Source organism: Achromobacter sp. SX5, from assembly GCF_056711425.1.
In genome coordinates this window covers 719,922-734,117 of record NZ_CM160041.1, presented here as the reverse complement: position 1 = coordinate 734,117, position 14,196 = coordinate 719,922, and the positions used below count along the sequence as shown (strand labels likewise).

The 14,196-nt window shown below is 70.1% G+C and carries 11 protein-coding genes; 9 read left to right on the top strand and 2 right to left on the bottom strand.

All coding sequences use genetic code 11. From position 1 onward, the window contains the following. The first annotated feature begins 116 nt into the window (after window positions 1–116). The 8 genes from AC1M14_RS03435 to prpF all read left to right on the top strand — a co-directional run bounded on the left by AC1M14_RS03435 (window position 117) and on the right by prpF (window position 11,214). Window positions 117–710 carry an amino acid synthesis family protein gene (locus AC1M14_RS03435; protein WP_102774105.1) on the top strand — a complete coding sequence of 198 codons (594 nt, stop codon included), beginning with the start codon at window positions 117–119 and terminating at the stop codon, window positions 708–710. Then, window positions 707–1,495, top strand: coding sequence for an alpha/beta fold hydrolase (locus AC1M14_RS03430; RefSeq protein ID WP_209164560.1), 789 nt, complete (start codon window positions 707–709; stop codon window positions 1,493–1,495). Before AC1M14_RS03435 ends, AC1M14_RS03430 begins: the two co-directional genes overlap by 4 nt. Before the next feature lie 38 nt (window positions 1,496–1,533). Further along, entirely contained in the window at window positions 1,534–2,505 is a 972-nt protein-coding gene (locus AC1M14_RS03425; RefSeq protein ID WP_479730992.1) for a Bug family tripartite tricarboxylate transporter substrate binding protein, read from the top strand. Window positions 2,506–2,611: 106 nt separating this feature from the next. Further along, on the top strand, window positions 2,612–4,498 hold the full coding sequence (locus AC1M14_RS03420) for a sigma-54-dependent Fis family transcriptional regulator (RefSeq protein WP_209164562.1): 1,887 nt from the start codon (window positions 2,612–2,614) through the stop codon (window positions 4,496–4,498). A gap of 219 nt (window positions 4,499–4,717) precedes the next feature. Further along, a complete protein-coding gene (locus tag AC1M14_RS03415; RefSeq protein ID WP_479730991.1) occupies window positions 4,718–6,520 on the top strand; it encodes an NAD(P)-binding domain-containing protein in 1,803 nt (600 codons plus the stop codon). A gap of 115 nt (window positions 6,521–6,635) precedes the next feature. After that, complete coding sequence (locus AC1M14_RS03410; RefSeq protein ID WP_102774110.1) at window positions 6,636–7,346, top strand: GntR family transcriptional regulator; 711 nt, start codon at window positions 6,636–6,638, stop codon at window positions 7,344–7,346. Next, entirely contained in the window at window positions 7,343–9,961 is a 2,619-nt protein-coding gene (acnD, locus tag AC1M14_RS03405) for a Fe/S-dependent 2-methylisocitrate dehydratase AcnD (RefSeq protein WP_479730990.1), read from the top strand. The genes AC1M14_RS03410 and acnD overlap by 4 nt, the downstream gene beginning before the upstream one ends. Before the next feature lie 68 nt (window positions 9,962–10,029). Beyond that, entirely contained in the window at window positions 10,030–11,214 is a 1,185-nt protein-coding gene (prpF, locus tag AC1M14_RS03400; protein ID WP_111825900.1) for a 2-methylaconitate cis-trans isomerase PrpF, read from the top strand. Between the two features lie 6 nt (window positions 11,215–11,220). Here the strand turns inward: prpF and AC1M14_RS03395 are convergent, their stop codons facing one another. Beyond that, a complete protein-coding gene (locus tag AC1M14_RS03395) occupies window positions 11,221–11,892 on the bottom strand; it encodes an ankyrin repeat domain-containing protein (RefSeq protein WP_479730989.1) in 672 nt (223 codons plus the stop codon). Window positions 11,893–11,990: 98 nt separating this feature from the next. Here AC1M14_RS03395 and AC1M14_RS03390 point away from each other — a divergent pair, with 98 nt between their 5' ends. Beyond that, the gene (locus tag AC1M14_RS03390; protein ID WP_102774114.1) at window positions 11,991–12,866 is read left to right on the top strand and encodes a LysR family transcriptional regulator; all 876 of its coding nucleotides are present in this window, start codon (window positions 11,991–11,993) and stop codon (window positions 12,864–12,866) included. On the opposite strand, the gene AC1M14_RS03385 is transcribed toward AC1M14_RS03390, so the two are convergent. Continuing rightward, entirely contained in the window at window positions 12,847–14,043 is a 1,197-nt protein-coding gene (locus tag AC1M14_RS03385) for an amidohydrolase family protein (protein WP_479730988.1), read from the bottom strand. The two genes, AC1M14_RS03390 and AC1M14_RS03385, sit on opposite strands and share 20 nt — an antisense overlap. Window positions 14,044–14,196 lie beyond the last annotated feature (153 nt).

Here is a 14,196-nt window from a genome sequence, read left to right as displayed (position 1 = left end):
GGCACCAAGCAAATTCGGATTTTCCGAAATTAACTTACGTTAATTTGGATTGTCAAAACCGCGTCGGGCGTCCAACAATGGCCCGTCATTCATCCAACAGGTCGTGGAGCCGCGGTATGTCCCTGCAAGTGCGCAAAGTAGTCAGTTATGTCGAGAAAACCCTGATCGAAGGAGGCCGCGCGGCCGAGCGTCCGCTGGTGATGATCGTGGCCGCCGCCGTGATCCGCAATCCGTGGGCGGGCCTGCCGTTCCAGGAAGACCTGCGCCCGCAGATCCTGGCGGCTGCGCCGCCGCTGGGCGAGCTGCTGGTCGGGGAAATCCTGCGGCAGGCCGGGTCGGCCGACCAGGTCGAGGCCTACGGCAAGGCCGCCGTGGTGGGCACGGCCGGCGAAATCGAGCACGCGTCGGCGCTGATCCACACGCTGCGCTTCGGCAACGCCTACCGCAACGCGGTGGGCGGCACCAGCTACCTGAGCTTCACCAATATGCGCGGCGGCCCGGGCTGCGTGATTTCCGTGCCCTTGATGCACAAGCAGGACGAGGGCTTGCGCTCGCACTATCTGACGGTGCAGACCACGATCAACGACGCGCCCGCGCCGGACGAGATCGTGGTCGCGCTGGGCGCGGCCACTTCGGGCCGTCCGCACCATCGCATCGGCAACCGTTATTCGGACATGCAGGAACTCGAGCGCGAGGCCCAGGCGAAATGAGCGCGCACTATAGCCGCAGCGGCCGCGGCGAGCCGCTGGTGCTGCTGCATGGCGTGGGCCTGGACCACACGTTGTGGGACGACCTGGCGCCGCTGCTGGAGCCGCATTTCGAGGTGCTGCGCTACGACCTGCTGGGCCATGGCAACGCCCCCGCCGTGGACGAGGCCATAACGGTGCAGGACTACATCGCCCAGCTCGACGCCGAGCTGGACCGCGCCGGCTGGCAGAACGCCAACGTGCTGGGCTATTCCATGGGCGGCCTGATCGCGGGGGCTTATGCCGCCGCGCGGCCGCAGCGGGTGCGGCGCCTGACGCTGCTGAGCACGGTGTTCCGGCGCAGCCCCGACGAAGCGCGCGCCGTGCTGGCGCGGCTGGAAGCGGCCGCGACGCAGGACCCCGCGGCGGCGGCCCAGGTATCGCTGGCGCGCTGGTTCACGCCGGACTTCCAGGCGCGGCGGCCGGAACGGGTCGCCAGCATCGGGCAGCGCCTGCTGCGCAACGACCGCGCGAGCTTCCTGGCCGCCTACCGCGTGTTTGCGCTGGGCGATCCGATCCTGGCGCAGGCCGCGCCCGGCATCGCCTGCCCCGCGCTGGCGATGACCGGCGAGGAGGACGTCGGGTCCACGCCGCGCATGACGCGCGAGCTGGCCGCCGCGCTGCCTTGCGGCCAGGCCCGGGTGGTGGCCGGCCAGCGGCATATGCTGCCGGTGGAGGAACCGGCGGTGGTGGCGGCGGCCCTGCAGCGCTTTTTCCTGGCCCAGGGCGAAACCCGGCACTGCGCCTGAACGGCATAAGAACAGAGACATACGCGGAGACATACGACATGAATCGCAGATCCCTCTTGAAGAACCTGGCGGCGCTGGCCCTGGCGCCGGCCGGCGTCATGGCGGGCCGGTCCGCCGGCGCGCGCGCGGCGCCGCTGCGCGTGGTCGTGCCGTTCCCGCCGGGCGGCGGCACGGACGTGCTGGGCCGGGTCGTCGCCGCGGCGATGGAAGGCGCGATGGACCGCCCCGTGGTGGTCGAGAACAAGCCCGGCGCCAGCGGCATGCTGGGCGCCGACTACACCGCCAACGGCGCCAAGGACGGCAGCGTGCTGCTGTTCGCCGGCCTGGTGCCTTCGGTGCGCTACTACGCCCGGCCGCCCGAGGATGTGCTCAAGCAGCTCACGCCGGTCTGCCCGATCGCGCGTTCGCCCTACATGGTGGCGGTCAACGCCGACGTGCCGGCCAAGACGCTGGCCGAACTGGTGGCCCAGGCCAAGCGCGAACCCAAGGGCCTGACGTTCGGCACGCCCGGCAACGCCACGCCCCAGCATCTGGCGACCGAGCTGCTGCAGGCGGCCTGCGGCGTCGAGCTGCTGCACGTGCCGTATCGCGGCACCGGACCGATGATGACGGACCTGCTGGGCGGACAGATACAGCTGGTGGTGGCCACGGTGGCGGCGGTCGAGCCGTACCTGCAGGGCGGACGCCTGCGCGTGCTGGCCGTGACCAGCCCGGAACGCCTGCCCAAGTATCCGGACATCCCCACGGTGGCCGAAAGCGGCTACCCCGGCTTCTCCGCGCAGATCCAGTTCGGCACGTATTGCGCCGCGGGCACGCCGGAGGCCGCCGTCGCCGCGCTCAACCAGGGCGTCAACCGCGCGCTGCAGACGGAGACGGTGCGCACCAAGCTGGCCGAACAGGGCTTCCAGCCCACCGGCGGCACGCCGGCACAGCTGCAGCAGGCGCTGCTGGCGGAAATCCGCGACGTGGCCAGGCTGGTGCAGGCGGGCAAGGTCAAGGTCGACCTGTAGCGCCCGCGCCGCGCCCGATGCTGGATAACCAGCATTTACAGGCGTGTCGTCCTCTGTGCATGCTGTCCGGCTACTCGACGCAGATCGGGCGCTCCATGGAGACGACATGCCTAGTTCCCAGCACTTCGCCCATATCCGCGAGATCGAACAGGTCGGCCTGGGCCGCCCCACGCAGCGCGACGCGCACGTGGTCAGCAGCTGGCTGCGCTGCCTGGACCAGTACCGGCTCGATCCCGCGCACGCCTGCGAGGCCTATATCGTGCCCGACGGGCGGCTGCGCGAGCATCGCCAGCAATCCGAGGCGCTGATCGCCATCGCGCGCTCCGGCCTGGACCACCTGTTCCGCCAGGTCGCCGGACAGAACTATGTGCTGCTGCTGGCCGACAGACAGGGCGTCACCGTGGAGTTCCTGGGCGACGCCCAGCAGACGGCGCAATTGCGCAAGGCCGGCCTCTATCTGGGGTCGGAGTGGTCGGAGCGGCGCGCCGGCACTTGCGCCGTGGGCGCCTGCCTGGAAAGCGGCGAAGCGCTCACCATCCATCAGACCGACCATTTCGACAACACCCACACGCCGCTGTCCTGCACCGCCGCCCCGATCTACAGCGCCGACGGCGAGCTGGCCGCGGTGCTGGACATCTCGCTGCTCAGTTCCCCCGTGCTGAAGGCCAGCCAGAACCTGGCGCTGCACCTGGTCACCGGCACCGCGCGGCGCATCGAGATGGCCAACCTGATGGCGCGCACCAGCAGCGAGTGGGTGCTGCGCTTCGCGCGGTCGCCCGAGTTCCTGGACGTGGACCCCGAGGCCGCCGTCTCGCTGGACGGGTCCGGCCGCATCCTGGGCATGACGCACACGGGCGCCAAGCTGCTGGCGCGCGCCGCCGGCCTGGACTGGCGCAACCCCGCCGGCCTCATCGGCCAGCCCGTCACCCGCTTCTTCGACGTGCAGCTCGACGACCTGCCCCGCTACACCCGCGCCCACGCCCCGCAGGACCGCCTGATCGTCGCGCGCGACGGCAACGCGCTGTTCGCGCACGCCATCGAGCCCAACCGGCGCGCGCGCGGCGCCGCCGTCGCCGTGCGCGGCGCGCCGGCCGCCCTCGGCGGGCTGGACGGCGGCGACGCCCGGATGGCCGCGATGCTGGCGCGCGCCGCCAAGCTGGCCAGGCAGCGCCTGCCCATTCTGCTGCAGGGCGAGACCGGCGCGGGCAAGGAGTACCTGGCCCGCGCCATCCATGACGGCAGCGGGCGCACGGGCCGCTTCGTCGCCGTCAACTGCGCGGCCATTCCCGAATCCCTGATCGAAAGCGAGCTGTTCGGCTATCTGCCCGGCGCCTACACCGGCGCGGCGGCCAAGGGCCGCAAGGGCCTGATCGAGGAGTCCGACGGCGGCACCCTGTTCCTGGACGAGATCGGCGACATGCCGCTGGCCCTGCAAAGCCGCCTGCTGCGCGTGCTGGCCGAATCCGAGGTCACGCCCATCGGCGCCAATGCGCCGCGCGCCGTGCGCCTGAGCCTGCTGTCGGCCTCGCACCGCGACCTGGCGGCGCTGGTGCGCGAGGGCCGTTTCCGCGAAGACCTGTATTACCGCATCAACGCGGCCACGCTGACCATCCCGCCGCTGCGCGAACGCGAAGACCTGGAGTGGCTGATCGAACGCCTGCTGGCGCGCCACCAGGACGAATCGGGCGCGCCCGTGCTGTCGCCGGCCGCGCTGATGGCGCTGAAGTCGCACGCCTGGCCCGGCAATATCCGCGAACTGGCCAACGCCATCGCGGTGGCCGCCGCGCTGTGCGAGAACGGCGTGATCGAAGCCGGCGACCTGCCCGATGCGCTGGCGCCGGTGGCGGCGGCCGCCAGCCCCGGCGAAGCTGCCCTGCGTTCCATGCTGGCGCGCTGCGCCGGCAACGTCTCCGAGGCCGCCCGCCGCATGGGCGTGGACCGCTCCACGGTCCATCGCCAGATGCGGCGCTACGGCCTGTCCCCGCGCCACTGAGGCGCGGCGCCACACCCGCGCGCCACAGCTGTGGCGCGCCGCCACGCCCCTTCCCGCCCGCCTGTCGCGCGCGCCGGGCGCCGCGCGCGGCGCGCCGATATGGCATGGCGATTGCTTGTCTACGGTGGGCGGCCACCGGCCGGCACAGGCCGGAACCGCCCACGGACCGCCCCGGTCCGCCAAGACAACGATCGCCCGCCACGGGCAAGGAGACTAGACATGCAGACCGATCAAGCCGGCGCCGCCCTGGAGGCCCTGCTGGGACGCCTGAACACCGCGCTGGGCAACAAGGACGTCGATGCCGTCGCCGCGCTGTTCCAGGACGAATGCTATTGGCGCGACCTGGTGCTGTTCACCTGGAACCTGCGCACCCTGGAGGGGCGCGACCAGATCCGCGACATGCTGCGGCGCCAGCTGGAACAGGTCGAGCCGGTGCGGTTCAACCTGGACCCGAAGGAGGCCGTGTCGGACGACGACGGCCTGCTGCAGGGCTGGATCGAGATCGAGACCAACCGCGCCCGCGGCTATGGCCACATCCGCGTGCGCGACGGCCGCATCTGGACGCTGCTGACCACCATGTCGGAGCTGAAGGGGCATGAAGAGCCCAGCGGCGTGCGCCGGCCCAAGGGCGCCGAACACGGCAGCAGCCGGACCCGCCAGACCTGGCTGGAGAAGCGCGAGCAGGAGGCCGCCGAGCTCGGCTACCGGACCCAGCCCTACGTGCTCATCATCGGCGGCGGACAGGGCGGCATCGCGCTGGGCGCGCGCCTGCGCCAGCTCGACGTGCCCACCCTCATCATCGAGAAGAACGAGCGCGCCGGCGACAGCTGGAGAAAGCGCTACAAGTCGCTGTGCCTGCACGACCCGGTCTGGTACGACCATCTGCCCTACATCCCCTTCCCCGAGAACTGGCCGATCTTCGCGCCCAAGGACAAGATCGGCGACTGGCTGGAGATGTACACCAGGATCATGGAGCTCAACTACTGGACGTCCAGCACCTGCCAGTCGGCGCGCTACGACGAGGACAAACAGGAATGGGAAGTCACCGTGCTGCGCGACGGCGAGCCCGTGGTGCTGCGGCCCAAGCAGCTGGTGCTGGCCACCGGCATGTCCGGCAAGCCCAATATCCCGCGCTTTCCCGGACAGGATGAGTTCCGGGGCGAACAGCACCATTCCTCGCGCCACCCCGGCCCCGACGCCTACCGCGGCAAGAACGTGGTCGTCATCGGCGCCAACAACTCCGCGCACGATATCTGCGCGGCGTTGTGGGAAGCCGGCGCCCATGTGACGATGGTGCAGCGTTCGTCCACGCACATCGTGCGTTCGGACACGCTGATGGACATCGGCCTGGGCGCGCTTTATTCGGAGCAGGCGCTGGCCAATGGCATGACCACGCGCAAGGCCGACCTGACGTTCGCGTCCCTGCCCTACAAGATCATGGCGCAGTTCCAGATCCCGCTGTATGAGCGGATGCGCGAGCGCGACGCCGAGTTCTACAACAAGCTGGAGGCCGCCGGCTTCATGCTGGACTGGGGCGACGACGGCTCGGGCCTGTTCATGAAGTACCTGCGGCGCGGCTCCGGCTACTACATCGACGTGGGCGCCTGCGACCTGATCATCGACGGCAGCATCAAGCTGCAGTCGCGCACCGACGTCAGCCACCTGACGCGCGACGCCGTGGTGCTGAAGAACGGCGTGAGCCTGCCAGCCGACCTGGTGGTCTACGCCACCGGCTACGGCTCGATGAACGGCTGGGCCGCCGACCTGATCAGCCGCGAGGTCGCGGACAAGGTCGGCAAGTGCTGGGGGCTGGGCTCGGACACGACCAAGGACCCTGGCCCCTGGGAAGGCGAGCAGCGCAACATGTGGAAGCCCACCCAGCAGGAGGCGCTGTGGTTCCACGGCGGCAACCTGCACCAGTCGCGCCACTACTCCCAGTACCTGTCCCTGCAGCTGAAGGCGCGCCAGGCGGGCATTCCCGTGCAGGTCTACGGCCTGCAGGAGGTGCACCACAAGCAGTAGGCGGGGCCCCGGCGGCTTGCGCCCTGCCCGACGCCGGGGTAAATTGTTGACAATCCTGCGCCTAACGGCGCGCCAATCCGATTTTTTTCATTAAATTCGGAAGAATTGTCGACACATGAGCAAAGTGCTGACGCTGCCGGGCGCCGCCCCGGGCGATAGCGAGACCCTGGCGGAACACATCTTCCGCCAGATCCAGTCCGCCATCGTCAAGGGCGAGATCGCCCCCGGCAGCAAGATCTCCGAGCCCGAGCTGGCGCGGATCCACGGCGTCAGCCGCGGGCCGCTGCGCGAGGCGCTGCACCGGCTGGAAGGCCAGCGGCTGCTGGTGCGCGTGCCGCACGCCGGCGCGCGCGTGGTGTCGCTGTCGCAGCAGGAACTCTGCGAACTCTACGAAATCCGCGAATCGCTGGAAGGCACGGCCTGCCGCCTGGCGGCCGAGCGCATGCCGCCGGCCGAGATCGCGGAGCTGCGCGGCGTGCTCGAAGCGCACGAGCGCGACGAGGCCTTCCAGGCCGGCCTCGGCTACTACCAGCAGGAGGGCGACTACGATTTCCACTACCGCATCGTCAAGGGCAGCGGCAACCAGATGCTGTTTCGGATGCTGTGCGACGAGCTCTATCAGCTCGCGCGCATGTACCGCATCCAGTACTCCACCACGCCCAACCGCCCGCGGCAGGCCTATGCCGAACACCACCGCATTCTTGACGCCATCGCCGACCGCGATGGCGAGTTGGCTGAAATCCTGATGCGCCGCCACATCCGCGCATCCCGTCTCAACATCGAACAGCAGATCGCGCAGGGCAACCTGCAGCGCACCGAGGCATGAACCAAAACTACCGCAAGCCCCTGGCCGGCACCCGCCTGGACTACTTCGACACCCGCGCCGCCGTCGAGGCGATTTCGCCCGGGGCCTATGACCGCCTGCCCTACACGTCGCGCGTGCTGGCCGAGAACCTGGTGCGCCGCTGCGACCCGGCGCTCCTGACCGACGCGCTCAAGCAGCTGATCGAACGCCGCCGCGACCTGGACTTCCCGTGGTACCCGGCGCGCGTGGTCTGCCACGACATCCTGGGCCAGACCGCGCTGGTGGACCTGGCCGGCCTGCGCGACGCCATCGCCGAAAAGGGCGGCGACCCCGCCAAGGTCAATCCGGTGGTGCCGGTGCAGCTGATCGTGGACCACTCGCTGGCCGTGGAATACGGCGGCGACGATCCCGACGCCTTCGCCAAGAACCGCGCGGTCGAGGACCGCCGCAACGAAGACCGCTTCCATTTCATCGACTGGACCAAGCAGGCCTTCCGCAACATCGAGGTCGTGCCGCCGGGCAACGGCATCATGCACCAGATCAACCTGGAGCGCATGTCGCCGGTCATCTACACCCAGGACGGCGTGGCCTTCCCCGACACGCTGGTGGGCACCGACAGCCATACTCCGCACGTGGACGCGCTGGGCGTGATCGCCATCGGCGTGGGCGGCCTGGAGGCCGAGAACGTGATGCTGGGCCGCGCCTCCTGGATGCGCCTGCCCGACATCGTCGGCGTGGAGCTCACCGGCCGCGCCCAGCCGGGCATCACCGCCACCGACATCGTGCTGACGCTGACCGAATTCCTGCGCAAGGAAAAAGTGGTGGGCGCCTACCTCGAGTTCTACGGCGAAGGCGCCTCCAGCCTGACGCTGGGCGACCGCGCCACCATCTCCAACATGGCGCCCGAATACGGCGCCACGGCGGCGATGTTCTCGATCGACCAGCAGACCATCGACTACCTGCGCCTGACCGGCCGCGAGGACGAGCAGATCGCGCTGGTGGAAACCTACGCCAAGACCGCCGGCCTGTGGTCCGACAGCCTCAAGACCGCCGAATACGAGCGCGTGCTGCGCTTCGACCTGTCCAGCGTGGTGCGCACGCTGGCCGGCCCGTCCAACCCGCATCGCCGCCTGCCGGTGGCCGACCTGGCCGAGCGCGGCATTTCCGGCGTCGTGGAGAACCAGCCCGGCCTGATGCCGGACGGCGCCGTCATCATCGCCGCCATCACCAGCTGCACCAACACCAGCAACCCGCGCAACGTGATCGCCGCCGGCCTGCTGGCGCGCAACGCCAACCGTGCAGGCCTGACCCGCAAGCCCTGGGTGAAAAGCTCGCTGGCGCCCGGCTCCAAGGCGGTTTCGCTGTACCTGGACGAAGCCGGCCTGACCCGCGAACTGGAAAAGCTGGGCTTCGGCGTGGTGGCCTTCGCCTGTACCACGTGCAACGGCATGTCCGGCGCGCTGGACCCCAAGATTCAGCAGGAAATCATCGACCGCGACCTTTATGCCACCGCCGTGCTGTCGGGCAACCGCAACTTCGACGGCCGCATCCACCCCTACGCCAAGCAGGCTTTCCTGGCTTCGCCGCCGCTGGTCGTGGCCTACGCCATCGCCGGCACCATCCGCTTCGACATCGAGCGCGACGTGCTGGGCCAGGACGCCAGCGGCCGCGACATCCGCCTCAAGGACATCTGGCCCAGCGACGAAGAGATCGACGCCGTGGTCAAGTCCGCGGTCAAGCCCGAGCACTTCCGCAAGGTCTACGCGCCCATGTTCGGCATCCAGGACGAGCGCAGCACCGCCGTCAGCCCGCTGTACGACTGGCGCCCGATGAGCACCTACATCCGCCGCCCGCCGTACTGGGAAGGCGCGCTGGCCGGCGAGCGCACGCTGCGCGGCATGCTGCCGCTGGCCGTGCTGGGCGACAACATCACCACCGACCACCTGTCGCCGTCCAACGCCATCCTGCTCGACAGCGCCGCCGGCGCCTACCTGCACAAGATGGGCCTGCCCGAAGAGGACTTCAACTCCTACGCCACCCACCGCGGCGACCACCTGACGGCGCAGCGCGCCACCTTCGCCAATCCCAAGCTCTTCAACGAAATGGTGAAGAACGAGGACGGCACGGTGAAGCAGGGTTCGCTGGCGCGCGTGGAGCCCGAGGGCAAGGTCATGCGCATGTGGGAAGCGATCGAGACCTACATGGAACGCAAGCAGCCGCTCATCATCGTGGCCGGCGCCGACTACGGCCAGGGTTCGTCGCGCGACTGGGCCGCCAAGGGCGTGCGCCTGGCCGGCGTGGAAGCCATCGTGGCCGAAGGCTTCGAGCGCATCCACCGCACCAATCTGATCGGCATGGGCGTGCTGCCGCTGGAGTTCAAGCCCGGCGTCAACCGCAAGACGCTGAACCTGGACGGCACCGAAAGCTACGACGTCATCGGCGAGCGCAAGCCGCGCGCCGACCTGACGCTGGTGATCCACCGCCGCGACGGCTCCACCGAGCAGGCCACCGTGACCTGCCGCCTGGACACCGCCGAGGAAGTGTCGATCTACGAGGCCGGCGGCGTGCTGCAGCGCTTCGCCCAGGACTTCCTGGAAGCCGAATCCGCCGCCGGCGCCGACAAGAAAGCCGGCTGATCCTCCACCCAGACGGGCGAACGCCGATGGCGTTCGCCCTGCCCCATCCCAGATCTCAGGACTGCCCCATGGCCCATGCTCCCCAGACCAAGATTGCCGCCACCTACATGCGTGGCGGCACCAGCAAAGGCGTGTTCTTCAAACTCGACGACCTGCCCGAATCGGCGCGCGTGGCCGGCCCCGCGCGCGACGCGCTGCTGCTGCGCGTGATCGGCAGCCCCGACCCGTACGGCAAGCAGATCGACGGCATGGGCGCGGCCACGTCCAGCACCAGCAAGACCGTCATCATCGGCAAGAGCAGCCGTCCCGACCATGACGTGGACTACCTGTTCGGCCAGGTCTCCATCGACCAGCCCTTCGTGGACTGGAGCGGCAACTGCGGCAACCTGTCGGCCGCGGTTGGCCCGTTCGCCATCGCCAACGGCCTGGTCGATCCCGCCCGCATTCCGCAGAACGGCGTGGCCGTGGTGCGCATCTGGCAGGCCAACATCGGCAAGACCATCGTCGCCCACGTGCCCATCACCGACGGCGCCGTGCAGGAAACCGGCGACTTCGAACTGGACGGCGTGACCTTCCCGGCCGCCGAACTGCGCCTCGAATTCATGGACCCGGCCGAGGAAGGCGACGGCGGCTCCATGTTCCCCACCGGGCAGCTGGTGGACGACCTGGAAGTGCCGGGCGTCGGCACCTTCAAGGCCACCATGATCAACTCCGGCATTCCCACCATCTTCCTGGACGCCGAGGCGCTGGGCTACAAGGGCACGGAACTGCAGGACGACATCAATGGCGACCCCGCCGCGCTTGCGCGCTTCGAGACCATCCGCGCCCACGGCGCGCTGCGCATGGGCCTGATCGGCAAGCTCGAAGAGGCCGCCAGCCGCCAGCACACGCCCAAGATCGCTTTCGTCGCCCCGCCCCGCGCCTACGTGTCGTCCAGCGGCAAGCAGATCGGCGCCGGCGACATCGACGTGCTGGTGCGCGCGCTGTCCATGGGCAAGCTGCACCACGCCATGATGGGCACGGCGTCGGTGGCCATCGCCACCGCCGCGGCCGTGCCCGGCACGCTGGTCAACCTGGCCGCCGGCGGCGGCGAGCGCGACAACGTGTGCTTCGGCCATCCGTCGGGCACGCTGCGCGTGGGCGCCGAGGCCAAGCTGGTCGACGGCGAGTGGAAGGTCACCAAGGCCATCATGAGCCGCAGCGCGCGCATCCTGATGGAAGGCCGCGTGCACGTGCCGCGCGAGGGCTTCTGAGGGGCGTCAGCCCCGGGCGCCCGCCGCCTCCAGCATGCGCGCGATCTCGGCCTGGCCGCGCTGGCGCGCATGCGCAAGCGGCGTCACGCCCTTGCCGTCGGCAAGATTGACGTCGGCGCCGGCCTCGATCAGGCGCTTGACGATGGCCTGATGGCGCGGGCCGCCATCGCCCAGGATCACGGCCTCCAGCAGGCCGGTCCATCCCAGGTTGTTCACGTAGTCGGCGTCCACGCCGGCGACCAGCAGCATGTCCACCACTTCGACGTGGCCGCGCTCGCAGGCCGGGATCAGCGCCGTTCCGCCGTAGCGGTTGGTGCTTTTCAGGTCCGCGCCGTGCGCCAGCGTCAGCGCCAGGATCTCGCGGTAGCCGCGCGCCCCGGCCAGCAGGTAGGCGCTGTCGTGGATCGCATTCTTGGCATTGACGTCGGCGCCCGCGTCGATCAGCGCGCGCGCGGCCTCGACGTGGTTGCCCTGGGTGGCGCGCAAGAGCGGCGTATTGCCGGAACCGTCGCGCGCCTCCAGCGCGGCGCCCTGCCGCAGCAGCGCCTTGACGTGGGCCGCGTCGCCGTCGCCCGCGGCGGCCAGCAGCGCGGCGTCCGGCGCGGCCGCCGCGGCCCCGCCGCCCATGCTCAACATAAAAGCCGCCAGCCAGATGCGGCACGCTCCGAAAACACGCATATCCGATACTCCCGGGTTCAAGGTCCAGGACGCTAGTATGGCGTCGCGTCCGGGTATTATGAAATTAATTGACCCAATGGTTTTCAGTGGAAAGCGCAATGCTCGATCCCGTCCTGCTGCGCAGTTTCATCACCGTCGTGGACACAGGCAACTTCACCCGCGCGGCCGAATACCTGCACCTGACCCAGTCCACCGTCAGCCAGCACGTGCTGCGCCTGGAGGACCGGCTCGGCTGCCAGCTGCTGGACCGCAGCCAGCGCCATATCCTGCCCACCGAGGAAGGCGAGCGTCTGCTCGGGTATGCGCGCAGCATCCTGCGCCTGGCCGAGGAAGCCTGCGCCAGCGTGGCCGCCGCGCAGGCCAGCGCGGTGCTGCGCCTGGGCGCTCCCGAAGAATTCATGGGCGCGGCCCTGATGCCCACGCTGGCGGCCGTGCAGGCCGCCCATCCGCTGCTGCGCGTGGAGGTCGAAGGCGGCCTTAGCCACGAGCTGCTGCGGCGCTACCGCGAAGGCGACCTGGACCTGCTGCTGGTCAAGCAATGGGAAGTGGACGCGGACTGCCACGCCCAGTGGGCCGAGCCGCTGTGCTGGATCGCGGCGCGCGACGCCGCGGCGCCCGCCGCCGGCACGGCCGTGCCGCTGGTCGCGTTTCCGGCCGGTGCGCTCTACCGCCAGGAAATGACCGCCATGCTGGAGAACTGCGGCCGGCCCTGGCAGGTGCGCTTTTGCAGCCCCAGCCTGCCCAGCCTGACGGCCGCGGTGGCGGCCGGCCTGGGCGTGAGCCTGCTGCCTGCCGCCTGCGTCGGCCCCGAACACCGCGTGCTGACGGCCGCCGAAGGCTACGCTGCGCCGGCCGGCCTGCGCCTGGCGCTGTATGCGCGCGCCCGGCTCAGCGAGGCCGGCCGCGCCCTGCTGCGCGCGCTGACCGGCTATTGCGAGCAGCGCGCCGCCGAGGTCAGCGCGCGGGCCGGCTGAAGGCGGTCGCGGCCTCGCCGACCGGTTCGCCCTTGCGAAACAGCAGGCGCTGCGCCGGCGCCGCTGCCACGGCGGCCGCCGCATTGGGCGCGGGCAGCGCCACGAACGTGGCCTCGTTGCCCGCCAGCAGCCCGTAGCCTTGCAGGCCCAGCACGGCCGCGCCCGCGTGCGAGGCCATGTCCAGCGCCGTCAGCAGCTCGGCGTCGCCGTAAAAGCCCGAGCGGTAGCCGATCAGCATCGCGCGCTGCAGCATGTCGCCGTTGCCGTAAGGCCACCAGCTGTCCTGGATGTTGTCGTTGCCGGCGAACACCCGCACGCCGGCGGCGCGCAGCCGCAGCACCGGCGGAAAAGCGCGGTCGCCGGGCGCGTTGGTCATGATGGCCACGCCGGCGTCCGCGAGCTTGCGCGCCGCCCCGTCCTGCGCGCGCGCATCCACGTCGCCCAGCGCGTAGGCGTGGCTGATCGCGACGCGTCCGGCCAGGCCCAGCGCGCGGGTGCGCGCGGCGATGCGGCCGATCTGCTCGACGCCGGCCATGCCGGGCTCGTGCAAATGGATGTCGAGCCTGGCGCCCAGGCGGTCGGCGATGCCGAAGATGCAATCGAGCTGGCCCTCGGCGTCGCCGTCCAGCGTGGACGGATCGATGCCGCCCACCACCTCCGCGCCCTCGCGCACCGCGGCCTCCAGGAGCTGCGCGGTGCCGGGACAGGACATCACGCCGGCCTGCGGAAACGCCGCCAGCTGGATATCCACGATGCCGCGCCACTTCTCGCGCGCGGCCATCACCGCGTGCAGGTTCTCCAGCCCGGTGCTGGCGTCCACGTCGACGTGGCTGCGCATCGCCACGGTGCCGAACGCGGCCGCCTGCGCGATGAGCGCATCGGCGCGCGCCTCGATGGGCGGCGCGACGGCCAGTTCGCTTTTCTCGATGGCCAGCCGCTCGCGCAGCGTGGCCGCCGGCCGGTGCGGATGCCAGCGGTCGCCGACGAAACTCTTGTCCAGGTGGATGTGGCCGTCGACGAAACCCGGCAGCACCAGGTGGCCGCGCAGGTCCGTCACCTGCGCCTGCGGCAGTTCGGGCGGCTCGGCGCCGATGGCCAGGATGCGTCCGTCGCGCACGGCCAGCGCCAAGGCGTTGCCGTCGGCATCGACGGCGTTGAGGTATATGCGGTCTGTCATGATTCGCGCCAAAGCCTTTACCTTATCGGAGCGCGGCTTTGCCTTCCAATTAAGTGTTGCGATGCGCTCCAATCGGATTCGCGATGGCGCGCGCGGCGCGCGGGCTGGACTCGAAACGGGTATGGTCCTATACTTGCCGTCTGCTGTAGTTCA

What these genes read in the sequence shown, in the direction of transcription:
- AC1M14_RS03435 (WP_102774105.1), top strand. Translation starts at nt 117, where the DNA reads ATGTCCCTGCAAGTGCGCAAAGTAGTCAGTTATGTCGAGAAAACCCTG.
- AC1M14_RS03430 (WP_209164560.1), top strand. Translation starts at nt 707, where the DNA reads ATGAGCGCGCACTATAGCCGCAGCGGCCGCGGCGAGCCGCTGGTGCTG.
- AC1M14_RS03425 (WP_479730992.1), top strand. Translation starts at nt 1,534, where the DNA reads ATGAATCGCAGATCCCTCTTGAAGAACCTGGCGGCGCTGGCCCTGGCG.
- AC1M14_RS03420 (WP_209164562.1), top strand. Translation starts at nt 2,612, where the DNA reads ATGCCTAGTTCCCAGCACTTCGCCCATATCCGCGAGATCGAACAGGTC.
- AC1M14_RS03415 (WP_479730991.1), top strand. Translation starts at nt 4,718, where the DNA reads ATGCAGACCGATCAAGCCGGCGCCGCCCTGGAGGCCCTGCTGGGACGC.
- AC1M14_RS03410 (WP_102774110.1), top strand. Translation starts at nt 6,636, where the DNA reads ATGAGCAAAGTGCTGACGCTGCCGGGCGCCGCCCCGGGCGATAGCGAG.
- acnD (WP_479730990.1), top strand. Translation starts at nt 7,343, where the DNA reads ATGAACCAAAACTACCGCAAGCCCCTGGCCGGCACCCGCCTGGACTAC.
- prpF (WP_111825900.1), top strand. Translation starts at nt 10,030, where the DNA reads ATGGCCCATGCTCCCCAGACCAAGATTGCCGCCACCTACATGCGTGGC.
- AC1M14_RS03395 (WP_479730989.1), bottom strand. Translation starts at nt 11,892, where the DNA reads ATGCGTGTTTTCGGAGCGTGCCGCATCTGGCTGGCGGCTTTTATGTTG.
- AC1M14_RS03390 (WP_102774114.1), top strand. Translation starts at nt 11,991, where the DNA reads ATGCTCGATCCCGTCCTGCTGCGCAGTTTCATCACCGTCGTGGACACA.
- AC1M14_RS03385 (WP_479730988.1), bottom strand. Translation starts at nt 14,043, where the DNA reads ATGACAGACCGCATATACCTCAACGCCGTCGATGCCGACGGCAACGCC.